This window comes from Curtobacterium sp. VKM Ac-2922 (assembly GCF_022815645.1).
Taxonomy (GTDB): Bacteria; Actinomycetota; Actinomycetes; order Actinomycetales; family Microbacteriaceae; genus Curtobacterium.
Genome location: NZ_JALGRO010000018.1, coordinates 27,818 through 42,344, shown reverse-complemented (window position 1 = coordinate 42,344; position 14,527 = coordinate 27,818). Strand labels below are relative to the sequence as shown.

Sequence of the window (14,527 nt, the reverse complement as noted above, 5' to 3'; positions counted from 1 at the left end):
GCCAGGGGTGCGTCCGAGGGCTGCCAGGGGTGCGTCCTAGGGTGGGGTGATGACGACGACGCCGTTCGATGCCCCGAGCACGCTTCCGTACGCACTCCCCCCGTTCGACCAGATCCGACTCGAGCACCACCGCCCCGCGTTCGACGCCGGCATGGCCGAGCAGCGCGACGAGGTCGAGGCGATCGCCACGAACCCGGATGCGCCGACGTTCGACAACACGCTCGTGGCGCTCGAACGCTCCGGGCAGCTGCTCGGTCGGGTCAGCGCGGTCTTCTTCACGCTGTCCTCGGCCGACTCGACGCCCCAACTCCACGACCTCGAGGCCGAGGTCTCGCCCCTGCTCGCCGCGCATCGCGACGCGATCACGCTGGACGCGCGGTTGTACGCCCGGGTGCAGGCCGTGCTCGACGGCGCCGAGGCCGCCGGGCTGACGGGCGAGGACCTGCGCCTGGTCGAACGCACCGCCACCGAGATGACCCTGGCGGGAGCCGGCCTCGACGACGCCGGCAAGGCGCGCCTGACCGCGATCAACCAGGAGCTCTCGACCCTGACCACCACGTTCGAGCGCAACCTGCTCGACGAGACGAACGACCTTGCCGTGCACGTCACCGACGAGCAGGAGCTGGTCGGTCTGGACGACGGCGCGAAGTCCGCCGCCGCCGCTGCCGCCGCCGACCGCGGGCTCGAGGGCTGGCTCATCACGCTGCCGCTCTACACCGGACACCCGTGGCTGGCCTCGCTGGCCGACCGCGGCCTGCGCGAGCGGATCATGCGCTCCTCGCTGTCCCGCGGTCGTCGCGACAACGAGCACGACAACCGCCCGGTGTTGCTGCGCATCGTGCGTCTGCGTGCCGAACGGGCCGAGCTGCTCGGGTTCCCGAACCACGCCGCCGTCGTCACCGCGGACGAGACCGCCCGGACCCCCGAGGCCGTCGACGGGCTGCTGTCCTCGCTCGTGCCGGCCGCCGCCGCGAATGCGGACGACGAACGTGCCGTCCGCGCCCGCACGCTCGGGCACGACGTCGAGGCCTGGGACTGGGCGTACGCCACCGAGATCCTGCGCGGCGAACAGTTCGCCGCCGACAGCACGGCCCTGCGCCCCTACCTCGAGGCGGACCGGGTGCTGCACGACGGGGTGTTCTTCGCCGCGAACGCGCTCTACGGGCTGAAGTTCACCGAGCGCCCGGACCTGCACGGGTACAACGACGAGGTCCGCGTGTTCGAGGTCACCGACGACGACGACACCCCCGTCGGGCTGTACCTGCTCGACCTGTACACGCGTGACGGCAAGCGGGGCGGCGCGTGGATGAACCCGATCGTCGAGCAGTCCGCACTCATGGACACCCTGCCCGTCGTGATGAACAACCTCAACGTCGCCAAGCCCGCGGCCGGCTCCCCCACGCTCCTGATCCAGGACGAGGTCGAGACGCTGTTCCACGAGTTCGGGCACGCGCTGCACGGGCTCATCGCCCGCACGACCTACCCCCGGTTCTCGGGGACGAACGTCGAGCGGGACTTCGTCGAGTTCCCCAGCCAGGTGAACGAGATGTGGGTGACGTGGCCCGAGGTGCTGGCGAACTACGCCAAGCACCACGAGACCGGTGCCCCGATGCCGCCGGAGCTCGTCCTGGGCCTGAGCGACTCGGCCGGGTTCAACGAGGGCTTCGGCACGACCGAGTACCTGGCAGCGGCCCTGCTCGACCAGGCCTGGCACCGCCTGTCGAAGGCCGAGGCCGACGCCGTCACCGACGTCGAGGCCTTCGAGCGCCAGGCGCTGGCGGACGCGGGCATCGCCGTCTCCGCGGTGCCGCCGCGCTACTCGTCGACGTACTTCGCGCACACCTTCTCGGGCGGGTACGACGCTGGCTACTACGGGTACATCTGGAGCGAGGTGCTCGACGCCGACACGGTGGAGTGGTTCCGCGACCACGGCGGGCTCGACCGCGCCGCCGGCCGTCGCTTCGCCACGATGGTGCTCGCTGTCGGTGGGTCGAAGGACCCGATCGAGGCCTTCCGCGAGTTCCGCGGCCGCGACGCCGAGGTCGGGCCGCTGCTGCGTCGCCGCGGCCTGCAGTAGGCAGCGGCCGGGCGCCACGCTCCCGCCGTCACGGCTGCCGCGCCGTCACGGCTGCCGCGCCGTCACGGCTGCCGCGTTGGCACGGCTGCCGCGTCGGCACGGCTGCCGCGTTGCACCCCCGGACGAACATCGCGCCCCGGAGAACCGGGGCGTGATGTTCGTGCGCGGGTGCGAAGCGCGGCGGGACCGTGCGACGCACGGCGGACCGCTGCGGCTAGGCCGACTTCTCGATGCGCCCGGCCTGCTGACGCGGCACGATCGTCGGCGCGGCGTTCTCGAGCACGGACTCGCGGGTGACGACCACCCGGGCGACGTCGTCGTCCGATGGGACGTCGAACATGATCGGCCCGAGGACTTCTTCCATGATGGCGCGCAGCCCGCGAGCACCGGTCTGGCGCAGCACGGCCAGGTCAGCGATCGCCTCGAGGGCGCCCTGCTCGAAGTCGAGCTCGACGCCGTCGATCTGGAACATGCGCTGGTACTGCCGGACCAGCGCGTTCTTCGGCTTGGTCAAGATCTCCATGAGCGCGGACTGGTCGAGCTGGGACACCGTCGTGACGACGGGCAGACGACCGATGAACTCGGGGATGAGCCCGAACTTGTGCAGGTCCTCGGGCAGGACGTCGGCGTACAGGTCCTGCTGGTCGAGCGGGCTGTGCAGCTGCGCCCCGAACCCGATGCCGCGCTTGCCGACGCGCGAGGACACGATCTCCTCGAGCCCCGCGAACGCACCGGCCACGATGAACAGCACGTTCGTCGTGTCGATCTGGATGAACTCCTGGTGCGGGTGCTTGCGACCACCCTGCGGTGGCACCGATGCAACCGTGCCCTCGAGGATCTTGAGCAGGGCCTGCTGCACGCCTTCGCCCGAGACGTCGCGCGTGATCGAGGGGTTCTCGGCCTTGCGCGCGATCTTGTCGACCTCGTCGATGTAGATGATGCCGGTCTCGGCGCGCTTGACGTCGTAGTCGGCGGCCTGGATCAGCTTGAGCAGGATGTTCTCGACGTCTTCGCCGACGTAGCCCGCCTCGGTCAGGGCCGTGGCATCGGCGACGGCGAACGGCACGTTGAGCCGCTTGGCCAAGGTCTGCGCCAGGTACGTCTTGCCGCAGCCGGTCGGACCGATCAGCAGGATGTTCGACTTGGCGATCTCGACGTCGTCGCGGTCTTCGGCGGCGGTGATGGTGCCCTGCGCACGGATGCGCTTGTAGTGGTTGTAGACCGCGACGGCGAGTGCACGCTTGGCCGGGTCCTGCCCGATGACGTACTCCTGCAGGAAGTCGAAGATCTCGCGCGGCTTGGGCAGCTCGAACTCGCCGCTGCCGGTCTCGTCGCTGGCTTCTGCCAGGCGTTCTTCGATGATCTCGTTGCAGAGCTCGACGCACTCGTCACAGATGTAGACGCCGGGACCGGCGATCAGTTGCTGTACCTGCTTCTGGCTCTTGCCACAGAAGGAGCACTTGAGGAGGTCCGCGCTCTCTCCGATGCGTGCCATGCCCGAGCCTTCCCTGGTCGACGTGCACCGATGCGCCGGTGCACGAGGTCGTCGTGGGTCCGAGCCTAACCGCATCCGACGACACTGACGGCGACGCCGAGCGCGTTTCGAGGGGCGCGTTCGCCGTGGGCGTTGCGTCCTGCTAGGTTGGAGCCCGAGGTTCTACAAGTTGTAGAGCAAACCCCGGTGACCACCGTGAGAGGAACCACCCCATGCAGAAGCGCCTCGCCGTCGGCAGCGCAGCGACCCTCGCCGTCGCCGCAGCCATCGTCCTGGGCACCGCCGCCTCCGCCAGCGCCCACGTCGAAGCGACGAGCACGAGCACCGCGGCGAACTCGTACACGACCGCCACGTTCTCGGTCCCGCACGGCTGCGACGGCTCCCCCACGACGACGCTGCAGTTCCACATCCCGTCCTCGATCATCGAGGTCACGCCGACCGTCAACCCGAACTGGGACATCACGAAGGCCACCGAGCCGTACACCAGCACCAAGGCCGCGTCCGACGACGAGTCCGCCGCCGACGCCGGTGAGCGCGTGACGAGCGTCACCTACACGGCGAAGACCCCGCTCCCCGCCGACGAGCGCGACACGTTCTCGCTGTCGTTCTCGCTGCCCGACGGCAAGGCCGGCGACGTCGTCGCGTTGCCCGTCACCCAGACCTGCGAGAAGGGGTCCACCGAGTGGGACCAGGCGCAGAAGGCCGGGCAGGCCGAGCCCGAGCACCCCGCGCCGTCGATCACCCTCACCGCCGCATCCACCGCCGCCGGTGACGACGACGACGCCGCCGCGACCGACGACGCCGCCACCACCGCGTCCTCGTCGTCGTCCGCCACCACGCCCGCCACGTCCCAGCCCGACCTGGTCGGTCGCTTCCTCGGCCTGGGCGGACTGGTCCTCGGTGCGGCCGGACTCGTCGTCGCCGTCGCCGCGACCCGGCGCCGCAGCACCAAGTGACCAGAACCGGTCGCCGGCACGCACCGGCCAGGAGGATCGTGGCGGGCGCCGCCACGATCCTCCTGGCCGTCGGTGGTGCCGTCTTCGGGCTCGCCGGTCCGGCGAGTGCCCACAACTACATGATCGCGTCGACCCCCGCGGTCGGCGGCACGCTGACGTCGCTGCCGAAGGCGTTCGAGATCACCACGAACGACAAGCTGCTCGACATCGGCGGCACCGGATCCGGGTTCGCCTACCGCATCGTCGGGCCCGACCAGCGGTACTACGAGGACGGCTGCGTCGCGATCGACGGCCCGTCGATGACCACGAAGGCGGCGCTCGGCGCCTCGGGGAAGTACCGGGTCGAGTGGCAGATCGTCTCGGCGGACGGGCACACCGTGTCGGACGAGTACGCGTTCACGTGGAAGGCCCCGTCCGGGTCCACCCCGGCGACGGGCTCGGCGAAGCCCCCGACGTGCGCCACCGCGGGGTCGACCGCGTCGTCCGACAGCACGACGGGCACGGCATCCGGCAGTGGGGACTCCCCCGCGTCCGACGCACTGTTCATCGGCGCTGGCGGGCTGGTCGTCGTCGCGGCGATCGTCGGGGTGCTGCTGCTCGTGCGGCGCCGTCCCGCGCCCGAGGCCGACACCGACGACACCGACGCCTGACGACCCCGACGGCACCGACGACCCCGACGCCTCACCGGTCACAACACCCCGCTCACGTTCGTCCACCGGTCGGTGATCGTCGCTGCCGGCCCCACCGACCGACGATTCCCGACCGGCCGGCGCTCGACCGACGGGGTGTCGTGACCAGTCGACCAGCGCCGCAGGCGTCCCGACCCACCGCCCCACCGCCCGCCGGCCCGCCCGCCACTGCCCCACGCACGACGAAGGCCCCGCACCAGATCGGTGCGGGGCCTTCGTGCGTTGCGCTACTTGACGAGTGCCGGCAGGTTCTTCCGGCTCGTCAGGACCTGGTCGATCAGGCCGTACTCCACGGCTTCGGCAGCGGACATGATCTTGTCGCGCTCGATGTCGTGGTTGACCTGCTCAGGCGTCTTGTTGGAGTGCTTCGACAGCGTCTCCTCGAGCCAGGTGCGCATGCGGAGGATCTCCGCCGCCTGGATCTCGATGTCGGACGCCTGACCGCCACCCTGCTGGGTCGCGGGCTGGTGGATGAGCACGCGGGCGTTCGGCAGCGCCAGACGCTTGCCGGGGGTGCCGGCAGCCAGCAGCACCGACGCGGCCGAGGCAGCCTGGCCGAGGCAGACCGTCTGGATCTGCGGACGGATGTACTGCATCGTGTCGTAGATCGCCGTCATCGCGGTGAACGAGCCACCGGGCGAGTTGATGTACATCACGATGTCGCGGTCGGGGTCCATCGACTCGAGCACGAGCAGCTGGGCCATGACGTCGTCGGCCGACGCGTCGTCGACCTGCACGCCGAGGAACACGATGCGGTCCTCGAACAGCTTCGCGTACGGGTCCTGCCGCTTGTAGCCGTAGGCCGTGCGCTCTTCGAAGCTCGGGAGGATGTACCGATCAGAGGGAGCCGGGACGTTCTGCGCGCCACCGAGCATGGGGAGATGCATTCTCGTTTCCTTTTCTTCGGTGGGGGTCAGGACTGGGCGTCGGGCTCGGCCGCGGGGGTCTGCGTCTCGCCGTCGCTGACGGTGCCGCCACCGCCGATGACCTCGGCGCTCGATGCGCGGAGGTGGTCGACGAAGCCGTAGTCGAGCGCTTCCTGCGCCGTGAACCAGTTGTCACGGTCGTTGTCCTTGAGGACCTGGGCGACCGTCTTGCCGGTCTGCTCAGCCGTCAGCTCGGCCATCCGCTGCTTCATGTCGAGGATGACCTTGGCCTGCGTCTGGATGTCCGCGGCGGTCCCGCCGAAACCACCGGACGGCTGGTGCAGCAGCACGCGGGCGTTCGGCGTGATGTACCGCTTGCCCGGGGTGCCGGAGGACAGCAGGAACTGTCCCATCGACGCGGCGAGGCCGATGCCCACCGTGACGATGTCGTTCGGCACGAACTGCATCGTGTCGTAGATCGCCATGCCGGCGGTGATCGAACCACCGGGCGAGTTGATGTAGAGGTAGATGTCCTTCTCAGGGTCCTCGGCGGCGAGCAGCAGCAGCTTGGCTGCGATCTCGTTCGAGTTGTCGTCGCGGACCTCGGAGCCGAGCCACACGATCCGGTCTCTCAGAAGGCGGTCAAAAACACTGGGGTTCAGTGTTGCTTCGGCCATGGAAAAGCTCCCGTTCAGTTGTCGCTTGATGTCGAACTTATCGGTTGCAACGCACCAGTTCGCGCCTGTTCGCTGTCGGCTGTGCGGGTCGCGGGAAACGCGGCCGGAACACACAGGAGGCGCGGTGCCAGCTGGCACCGCGCCTCCTGTCCGACGCGTCAGCGCGTCAGCGCTACATCTCCTCGTGGGTCAGCGGGTCACCGTCCCACAGGCGGCCGCGCTCGAGACGCGAGATCGCCGTGACCTCGTCGTCGGTCAGCGTGAACCCGAACACGTCGAGGTTCTCGCTCTGCCGGTCGACGTCGCCGGACTTCGGCACCGGTACCGCGTCGAGCTGGGTGTGCCAGCGGAGCACGACCTGGCCGGGCGAGACCCCGTGCGCGGCGGCCGCGTCGGTGATCGGCCGCTCGGTCAGCAGCTCCGAGCGCTTGGCCAGCGGGCTCCAGCTCTCGGTCACGATGCCCCGCTCGGCGTGCGCCCGACGGAGTTCCGCCTGCGGGAAGTACGGGTGCAGCTCGACCTGGTTGACGGCCGGGGCGACCCCGGTGGCGTCGATGATCCGGTCGAGGTGCTCGGGCGTGAAGTTCGAGACGCCGATCGAGCGGACCTTGCCGCTGTCCCGCAGGTCGACGAAGGCCTTCCACGTCTCGACGAACTTGTCGACCGACGGGTTCGGCCAGTGGATCAGGTACAGGTCCACGTGGTCGAGCCCGAGGTTCGCCAGGGTCTCGTCGATCGAGCGGTGCGCCTCGTCGTAGCCGTGGTGGCGTCCGGGCAGCTTCGACGTGACGACGAGCTCGTCGCGCGGCACGTCAGCGTCGCGCACGGCACGGCCGACGGCGTCCTCGTTGCCGTAGTTGAGCGCGGTGTCGAGCAGCCGGTAGCCGCTCGCGATCGCCGCACCCACGGCCCGGGCGCCCTCGTCGCCGTCGAGCGAGTAGGTGCCGAGGCCGAGCAGCGGCATCCGGTGGCCGTCGTTCAGCTCGACGGTGGGAGCCGGGGTGACGGCCGGCATCAGCGGACGCCGAGCAGGTCGATGACGAAGATCAGGGTCTTGCCGGACAGGAAGTGGCCGCCACCGGCAGGGCCGTAGGCCAGCTCCGGCGGGACGACGAGCTTACGGCGCCCGCCGACCTTCATGCCGGGGATGCCCTCCTGCCAGCCGCGCACGAGCGCCGCGAGCGGGAAGTCGATCGGCTCGCCGCGGTTCCACGAGCTGTCGAACTCCTCGCCGGTCTCGTACTCGACGCCCGCGTAGTGCACCTTGACGGTCGAACCCGCGGTCGCCTCGTCGCCGGAGCCCTCGACGATGTCGGTGATCACCAGGTCGGTCGGGGCGGGGCCCTCGGGGGCGTCGAACTCGGGCTTGCTGTTGAGGTCAGTCATGTCGGCAAGTCAACCAGAGCCTCCCGATCGCGCATCGACCCCGGCACCGTCGCGCGCGTCGCGGCCGGACGCACCAGAATGGTTCCACCGTGACACAACCCACCCCCGCACCGCCGCGCCGCAGCCTGTTCGCCGACCTCACCCCGCTCCGCCGGTCCCCCGCGTTCGCCCGGCTCTGGGCCGGCACCGCGGTCGCCGGCATCGGCACGCAGATGACCACGGTGGCCGTCGGACTCGAGGTGTACGAGATCACGAACTCGACCTTCGCGGTCGCACTCGTCGGGGTGATCGCGCTGCTGCCGATGATCGTCGCGGGCCTGTACGGCGGGATGCTCGCCGACGCCTTCGACCGCCGCACCGTCGCGCTGGTGTCCTCGATCATCGCCTGGGCAGCGGTGGCGCTCATCGCCACGCACGCCTGGCTCGGGCTGCACAGCGTGGCGCTGTTGTACGTGCTGGCCACCGTGAACGCCGTCGCCGCGACGGTGAGCAACGCATCCCGTTCGGCGATCGTGCCCCGCCTGGTCGGCACCGACCTGCTCCCCGCGGCGAGCGCCCTGGGCGGCATCGCGTCCGGGTTCCAGGTGACCGTCGGACCGGCGATCGCGGGCGTGCTCATCGCGAGCGTCGGTTTCGCACCCACGTACACGATCGACGTCGTGCTGTTCACGTTCGCCTTCGCCGGGGTCTTCACGCTCCCCCGGATGGCTGCCGACCACGGTGCCCTGCGCCCCGGGCTCGGGTCACTCATCGAGGGCGCGAAGTTCCTGCGGCGGTCACGCAACATCACGATGACCTTCGTGCTCGACATCATCGCGATGACGTTCGGGCAGCCGCGCGTGCTGTTCCCCGCGATCGGCGCGCTCGTCATCGGCGGCGGTGCCATCACCGTCGGCACGCTCACGGCGGCGTACGCGATCGGTGCCCTGCTGTCGAGTGTGTTCTCCGGCCCGCTGGGACACGTCCGCCGCCAGGGCGAGGCCGTCGGCTGGGCGATCACGGTCTACGGCGCCGCGATCGCCGCGTTCGGCGTGGTCGTCGCGCTGGCGCACGTGCTCGGTGGTCGGCAGGGCGAGGCGTTCAGCAGCGGGCTCCTGCCGGCGCTGGCGCTCGCGTCGTTGTTCCTGGCGCTGGCCGGTGGCGCCGACAACGTCAGCTCGGTGTTCCGCAACACGATCCTGCAGGCGGCCTCGCCGGACGGCATGCGGGGGCGGCTGCAGGGGATCTTCATCGTCGTGGTCACCGGCGGGCCACGGCTGGGTGACCTGTACGCCGGACTGGTGGTGGCCGCGGGCTTCGCCTTCCCGCCGATCCTGGGCGGCGTGCTGATCATCGGGCTGGTCGCGACGCTGCTGCGCCTGGTGCCGTCGTTCCGCCGCTACGACGCGCTGCACCCGAACGCGAACTGAGCCGCTGGGGCGGGGCACGGCCGGCCGGCTTCCGCGTGCCGAGTCTCGGCCCACCGGACAGATCGCGGCGTCCGAACGCCGCAGACTGTCCGCCGCGCCGAGACTCGGCGACGGGCGGCGTGGCCGCAGTGGGCGCGCCGAGACGGACGGGAGGCGCGGGTCGGGCCCGCCCCGCGCCTCCCGTCCGCGTTCCGTGCGCCATGGCGACGGATCGCGCGTCCGACGCGCCCACCCGTTCGCGACAGCGACAGATCGCCGCGGACTGTTCGCGGGGAACTGTCGCTTTCGCGAACGGGAGGGTGCGGGACCAGGACCGCGCCGCGCCGGTAGATTCGACGACATGTCGGAACCGAGTGTGCGGGACCTCCAGCGGACCGGGGTCCGCGCGGTGGCGCGTCGCACCTACCACTCGGTGATCCGACACCGGGTCGTGGATGCCGCGGCCTCGTTGACGTTCTTCGCGCTGCTGACGGTGTTCCCGGCGGCGCTGACCGTGGTGTCGGCGCTGGCGATCGTCGACCGACAGGGCGACAGCCTGACGGACATCATCCAGGTGATCGGGTTCATCGTGCGGCCCGAGACGGCTGCGCACCTCGAGGAACCGCTGCGGCAGCTGCTCACCCTGGACAACCCGTGGCTCGGCTTCGCGACCGGGGTCGTCCTGACGCTGTGGTCGTTGTCCGGGTACGCCACCGCGTTCGGCCGCGCGATGAACACCGCGTACGAGGTCGAAGAGGGCCGGCGCATCTGGAAGTTCCGCAGCATGATGCTGCTCGTCACACTGCTCGTCATGGTCGGCGGGGCGATCGCGATCGTGATCCTGCTCGGCACCCCCACGATCTCGGCCGCGATCGTGCTGCAGATGGGATGGCCGACGTGGATCGACGACCTGTGGAACGTCGTCAAGTGGCCGGTGCTGGCGGCGGACCTGGTCGTCATGGTCGCCGTGCTGTACTTCGCGACACCGAACGTCCGGACGCCCCAGCTGCGGTGGGTGTCGGCCGGTGCGGCGCTCGCGATCACGGCGTGGGCCATCGCCACGTTCGGGTTCGCGCTCTACGTCGAGACCGTCGGCGGCGGCAACAAGGCGTACGGCTGGCTGGGCGGCGCGATCCTGCTGCTCGTGTACCTGTACATCTCGAACTTCGTGCTGGTCGTCGGCGGCGAGCTCGACTCCGAGGTGATCCGCCTGCGGCAGCTGCTCGCAGGGATCGACGCCGACGAGTCGATCCGTCTGCCGCTGCGCGACGTCACCCGCAACTTCACGCTCGCCCGCTGGCGGGACGCGGACATCGCGGCGGCGCATGCGGTCCGCACCGCCGCGCTCGAACTCCCCCGCGACGAACAGCCGGACGAGGACGAGCTGCGCGAGGTCGCGGACAAGCTGCGTGTCGACGAGCCGCCGTTGCCGCGGTAGCCGGGGCGGCGGAGCGACGTCAACCGCGGCCGCCCTGCCCGTCAGCGGCGTCGCCGCTCAGCTGCGGCGCTTGGCCTCGGCGTCCAGCATCGCCTCGGTCACGATCGGGATCGCTCCCGTGGCGAGTTCGATGCCCGACAGCCGGGCGGGGCTCAGCACGCGCTGGACCTGGTCCTCGTCCATCAGTCCGGCGGCGATGACGAGCGTCGAGATCGGCGTCGAGGTCGTCAGCGCCGTGTGCGCGATCGACGCCGCGGCCGCGTAGCCGATGTAGGGCGTCAGGGCCGTCACGACGCCGACGTTCGTGTCCACCTGGGCCGCGAGCTTGGCCTCGTTCGCCTCGATGCCCGTGATGCAGTGCTCGCGCAGGGTCGCGCAGCCGCGGGTCATCCACTGCAGCGACTGCAGGATCGAGTGCGCGATGATCGGCTCGAAGGCGTTGAGCTGCAGCTGTCCGGACTCGGCGGCCATCGTCACGGTGGTGTCGGCACCGGCCACGGCGAACGCGATCTGGTTGACGACCTCGGGGATCACCGGGTTGACCTTGCCCGGCATGATCGAGGACCCGGCCTGGCGTGCCGGCAGGGTGATCTCGCCGAAGCCGGCCTGCGGACCCGAAGCCAGCAGCCGCAGGTCGTTGCAGATCTTCGACAGCTTGGCCGCGCTGCGCTTGACCGCGGCGGACAGCGTCATGAACGCCCCCGCGTCGCTCGTCGCCTCGATCAGGTCCGGCGCCGTGACGACGTCGATGCCACTCGCCTCTTGCAGCTGCCGGCGCACTTCGTCGCGGTAGAGCGGGTCGGCCGTGATGCCGGTGCCGATCGCGGTCGCGCCGAGGTTCATCTCCGCCAGCAACGGCGTGACCTTGCGGAGCAGGACCGCGTCTTCCTGGATGGTGTGCGAGAACCCGGTGAACTCCTGCCCGAGGGTCATCGGCACGGCGTCCTGCAGCTGCGTCCGACCGACCTTGAGCACGTCCGCGAACGCGCGCCCCCGCTCGGCGAACGCCTCGGACAGCTGCTCGAGCTGGTCGATCAGCCGGTGCACGCCGAAGATCATCGCGATCTTGACGCTGGTCGGGTACGTGTCGTTCGTCGACTGGCTGCGGTTCACGTGGTCGATCGGGTGCAGGTACGCGTAGTCGCCCTTCACGCGCCCGAGGATCTCCAGCGCCCGGTTCGCGAGCACCTCGTTCGTGTTCATGTTCGTGCTGGTGCCCGCACCGCCCTGCACCACGTCGACGACGAACTGGTCGCGGAAGGCACCGTCGCGCACCTCTTGTGCCGCGCGGTCGATCGCCTCGGCCCGTTCGGCGTCGAGCACACCGATGGCCCGGTTCGCCCGGGCCGCCGCCTGCTTCACGGTCGCGAGCGCCTCGATCAGGTCCGGGTAGACCGCGATCGGCACGCTCGTGATCGGGAAGTTCTCGAGGGCGCGGAGCGTGTTGATGCCCCAGTAGACGTCGTCCGGCACCTCCCTCGAGCCCAGGGAATCGGTCTCGGTGCGGGTACCAGCACTCACGTGCGCCTCCTCGTCGTGGTTCACGCGTCCGAGGCTAGTCCAGTCCGTCCAGCCGGTGCGGTGGGCGCGCCCGCTTGCCCGTGGGCGCGGGCGCAGGGCGCGCCGGTGCGGGCGGCGGCGCACGGTGCGGGCGGCCGGGCGGGCGGGCGGCGCGGCGGCGGGCGCCCCGTGCCCCGTTGGTGCCCCGCACCACCCTGCCAACCGCGCACGAGCCGCGATCGCAGCACCGTGCGAGCGGCGCCACAGACCGACAGGAGGCCCAGCACCAGCCCGCCGCGCGCCTCCAGTCCGCAGCCGCGCACGCGGACCTCGTGACGGGTCAGCAGCCCCGTGCCCGGTTGGTGCCCCGCACCACCCCGTCAACCGCGCACGAGACGCGAACGCAGCACCGTGCGAGCGGCGTCAATGGAACTGCGGGACGATCAGGTAGATGCCGTAGAGCACGACCACGCCGCACAGGACGAAGCAGGCGACGGCCAGCGCGCGGAGCCCGCGCACCGCGGCCGAGGCGCCCTGCGGGTTCGGGAAGCCGGCGGTGGCGGGGCCGATCGTGCCGTCCTCCTTCACGGTGAACTTGCCGGCGCGGGTGTCGGCGGCGCTCCAGAAACGCAGGCCGACCGAGTACACGGCGACCACGAAGCAGGCGGAGACCACGGCGACGAGCGCCACGGTGACGAAGGCAAACCAGTCGATGCCCATCAGCGTCGTCCCCCGTTCCGTCCGGACATGCGGCGCAGGGTGCGCTCGCGGCTGAGCTCGGCGCGTCGGGCTGCCACGGCGTCCGCGCGCTTCTTGCGCTGCAGGTCGCGCAGCTCCTTGCGGGTGTAGACCGCGTTCGCGGCGACGTCGACCTCGATCGCCGAGGCCTGCTCGTGCGGCTTCCGCAGCGACCACAGGTACAGGCCGAGGATCACCGCGGCACCGACGACCGCGTCGATGACCAGGCCGATGATGCCGAACCGGGCGATGCCCGACGCCACGGCACCGACGGCGGCAGCCGCGGGCAGCGTGATGAACCAGGCGATGACGATCTTGCCCGCGGTGGACCACTGGATCTTCGAGCCGCGTCGGCCGAGGCCCGCGCCGATGATCGAGCCCGACGACACCTGCGTGGTCGAGAGCGCGAAGCCGAGGTGGCTCGAGGCCAGGATCGTGGCCGCGGTGGAGGCCTCGGCGGCGAAGCCCTGCGTCGCGCGGATCTCGGTCAGACCGGAGCCCAACGTGCGGATGATGCGCCAGCCACCGGTGTACGTGCCGAGCGCGATGGCCAGGGCACACGCGACGACGACCCAGAACTGCACGCCCTGGTTCGCGGACTGCGCACCCGAGGCGATCAGCGTCAGCGTGATGACGCCCATCGTCTTCTGCGCGTCGTTCGTGCCGTGGGCCAGCGACACCATCGAGCTGGTGAACACCTGCCCGATGCGGAACCCGCCGCGCTCGTTCGGGAACACCGGCCGGCGCGTGATCCGGTAGGCGATGCGCGTCGACAGCAGCGACACGAGCGCCGCGATGACCGGCGACAGGAACGCGGGGATGATCACGACGGTCAGCAGTGCCGCGTAGTTGACGGACTGGAACCCGGCACCGACGATCGCCGCCCCGATGAGCCCGCCGAACAGCGCGTGCGAGGACGACGACGGCAGTCCGCGCAGCCACGTGATCATGTTCCAGACGACCGCGCCGATGAGCCCGGCGAAGATCATCTCGGGGCTGATCGCGACGCCGCCGGGGCCCTCGTTGATCAGCCCGTGGGAGATCGACGTGGCGACGGCGGTGCTGAGGAACGCACCGACGAGGTTGAGCACCGCGGCGACCGTGACCGCGACCTTGGGCTTCATGGCCCCGGTCGCGATCGGTGTCGCCATCGCGTTGGCGGTGTCGTGAAAACCGTTTGTGAAGTCGAAGAAGAGGGCCAACGCGATGACCAGGACGACTATGAGTGTGATGTCCACCGCGGGCAAGTGTCCCGCATGAGCGCCTCGCGGGCAAACCCGGTCGGCAACCTCGCGTTCACCTCGGCTTCACGTTCGT

At 70.5% G+C, this 14,527-nt stretch carries 13 protein-coding genes; 5 read left to right on the top strand and 8 right to left on the bottom strand.

What is annotated here, in order from left to right:
• Positions 1-49 precede the first annotated feature (49 nt).
• Positions 50-2,077: a M3 family metallopeptidase gene (locus tag MT346_RS17490; protein WP_243564374.1), complete on the top strand. Its 2,028-nt coding sequence runs from the start codon at positions 50-52 to the stop codon at positions 2,075-2,077.
• Positions 2,078-2,291: 214 nt separating this feature from the next.
• On the opposite strand, the gene clpX is transcribed toward MT346_RS17490, so the two are convergent.
• Positions 2,292-3,572: an ATP-dependent Clp protease ATP-binding subunit ClpX gene (clpX, locus tag MT346_RS17485; protein WP_243564373.1), complete on the bottom strand. Its 1,281-nt coding sequence runs from the start codon at positions 3,570-3,572 to the stop codon at positions 2,292-2,294.
• 212 nt (positions 3,573-3,784) lie between these two features.
• Between clpX and MT346_RS17480 the strand changes: the two genes are divergently transcribed.
• Together MT346_RS17480 and MT346_RS17475 are read left to right on the top strand one after the other, a co-directional pair.
• Complete coding sequence (locus MT346_RS17480) at positions 3,785-4,528, top strand: YcnI family protein (RefSeq protein WP_243564372.1); 744 nt, start codon at positions 3,785-3,787, stop codon at positions 4,526-4,528.
• Positions 4,529-4,566: 38 nt separating this feature from the next.
• Complete coding sequence (locus tag MT346_RS17475) at positions 4,567-5,178, top strand: copper resistance protein CopC (RefSeq protein ID WP_243564371.1); 612 nt, start codon at positions 4,567-4,569, stop codon at positions 5,176-5,178.
• Between the two features lie 266 nt (positions 5,179-5,444).
• Here the strand turns inward: MT346_RS17475 and MT346_RS17470 are convergent, their stop codons facing one another.
• From MT346_RS17470 to MT346_RS17455, 4 genes are all read right to left on the bottom strand, one after another.
• Entirely contained in the window at positions 5,445-6,104 is a 660-nt protein-coding gene (locus MT346_RS17470; RefSeq protein ID WP_243564370.1) for an ATP-dependent Clp protease proteolytic subunit, read from the bottom strand.
• 26 nt (positions 6,105-6,130) lie between these two features.
• Positions 6,131-6,760, bottom strand: coding sequence for an ATP-dependent Clp protease proteolytic subunit (locus tag MT346_RS17465; RefSeq protein ID WP_243564369.1), 630 nt, complete (start codon positions 6,758-6,760; stop codon positions 6,131-6,133).
• Positions 6,761-6,932: 172 nt separating this feature from the next.
• Positions 6,933-7,775 (bottom strand): aldo/keto reductase, encoded by an 843-nt coding sequence (locus tag MT346_RS17460; RefSeq protein ID WP_243564368.1) that lies wholly within the window; start codon positions 7,773-7,775, stop codon positions 6,933-6,935.
• Positions 7,775-8,146, bottom strand: coding sequence for an FKBP-type peptidyl-prolyl cis-trans isomerase (locus MT346_RS17455; RefSeq protein WP_243564367.1), 372 nt, complete (start codon positions 8,144-8,146; stop codon positions 7,775-7,777). Before MT346_RS17455 ends, MT346_RS17460 begins: the two co-directional genes overlap by 1 nt.
• Before the next feature lie 89 nt (positions 8,147-8,235).
• Here MT346_RS17455 and MT346_RS17450 point away from each other — a divergent pair, with 89 nt between their 5' ends.
• Positions 8,236-9,555, top strand: coding sequence for an MFS transporter (locus MT346_RS17450; protein WP_243564366.1), 1,320 nt, complete (start codon positions 8,236-8,238; stop codon positions 9,553-9,555).
• Positions 9,556-9,895: 340 nt separating this feature from the next.
• Positions 9,896-10,972 (top strand): YihY/virulence factor BrkB family protein, encoded by a 1,077-nt coding sequence (locus MT346_RS17445; protein ID WP_243564365.1) that lies wholly within the window; start codon positions 9,896-9,898, stop codon positions 10,970-10,972.
• Positions 10,973-11,029: 57 nt separating this feature from the next.
• Here MT346_RS17445 and MT346_RS17440 read toward each other — a convergent pair whose 3' ends face one another.
• The 3 genes from MT346_RS17440 to MT346_RS17430 form a co-directional block, all read right to left on the bottom strand.
• Positions 11,030-12,517 carry an aspartate ammonia-lyase gene (locus MT346_RS17440; protein WP_243564364.1) on the bottom strand — a complete coding sequence of 496 codons (1,488 nt, stop codon included), beginning with the start codon at positions 12,515-12,517 and terminating at the stop codon, positions 11,030-11,032.
• A gap of 378 nt (positions 12,518-12,895) precedes the next feature.
• Positions 12,896-13,192: a hypothetical protein gene (locus MT346_RS17435; protein ID WP_243564363.1), complete on the bottom strand. Its 297-nt coding sequence runs from the start codon at positions 13,190-13,192 to the stop codon at positions 12,896-12,898.
• Positions 13,192-14,448 (bottom strand): inorganic phosphate transporter, encoded by a 1,257-nt coding sequence (locus MT346_RS17430; RefSeq protein WP_243564362.1) that lies wholly within the window; start codon positions 14,446-14,448, stop codon positions 13,192-13,194. Before MT346_RS17430 ends, MT346_RS17435 begins: the two co-directional genes overlap by 1 nt.
• Between the last annotated feature and the right edge of the window lie 79 nt (positions 14,449-14,527).

What these genes read in the sequence shown, in the direction of transcription:
- MT346_RS17465 (WP_243564369.1), bottom strand. Translation starts at nt 6,760, where the DNA reads ATGGCCGAAGCAACACTGAACCCCAGTGTTTTTGACCGCCTTCTGAGA.
- MT346_RS17490 (WP_243564374.1), top strand. Translation starts at nt 50, where the DNA reads ATGACGACGACGCCGTTCGATGCCCCGAGCACGCTTCCGTACGCACTC.
- MT346_RS17460 (WP_243564368.1), bottom strand. Translation starts at nt 7,775, where the DNA reads ATGCCGGCCGTCACCCCGGCTCCCACCGTCGAGCTGAACGACGGCCAC.
- MT346_RS17445 (WP_243564365.1), top strand. Translation starts at nt 9,896, where the DNA reads ATGTCGGAACCGAGTGTGCGGGACCTCCAGCGGACCGGGGTCCGCGCG.
- MT346_RS17480 (WP_243564372.1), top strand. Translation starts at nt 3,785, where the DNA reads ATGCAGAAGCGCCTCGCCGTCGGCAGCGCAGCGACCCTCGCCGTCGCC.
- MT346_RS17470 (WP_243564370.1), bottom strand. Translation starts at nt 6,104, where the DNA reads ATGCATCTCCCCATGCTCGGTGGCGCGCAGAACGTCCCGGCTCCCTCT.
- clpX (WP_243564373.1), bottom strand. Translation starts at nt 3,572, where the DNA reads ATGGCACGCATCGGAGAGAGCGCGGACCTCCTCAAGTGCTCCTTCTGT.
- MT346_RS17435 (WP_243564363.1), bottom strand. Translation starts at nt 13,192, where the DNA reads ATGGGCATCGACTGGTTTGCCTTCGTCACCGTGGCGCTCGTCGCCGTG.
- MT346_RS17455 (WP_243564367.1), bottom strand. Translation starts at nt 8,146, where the DNA reads ATGACTGACCTCAACAGCAAGCCCGAGTTCGACGCCCCCGAGGGCCCC.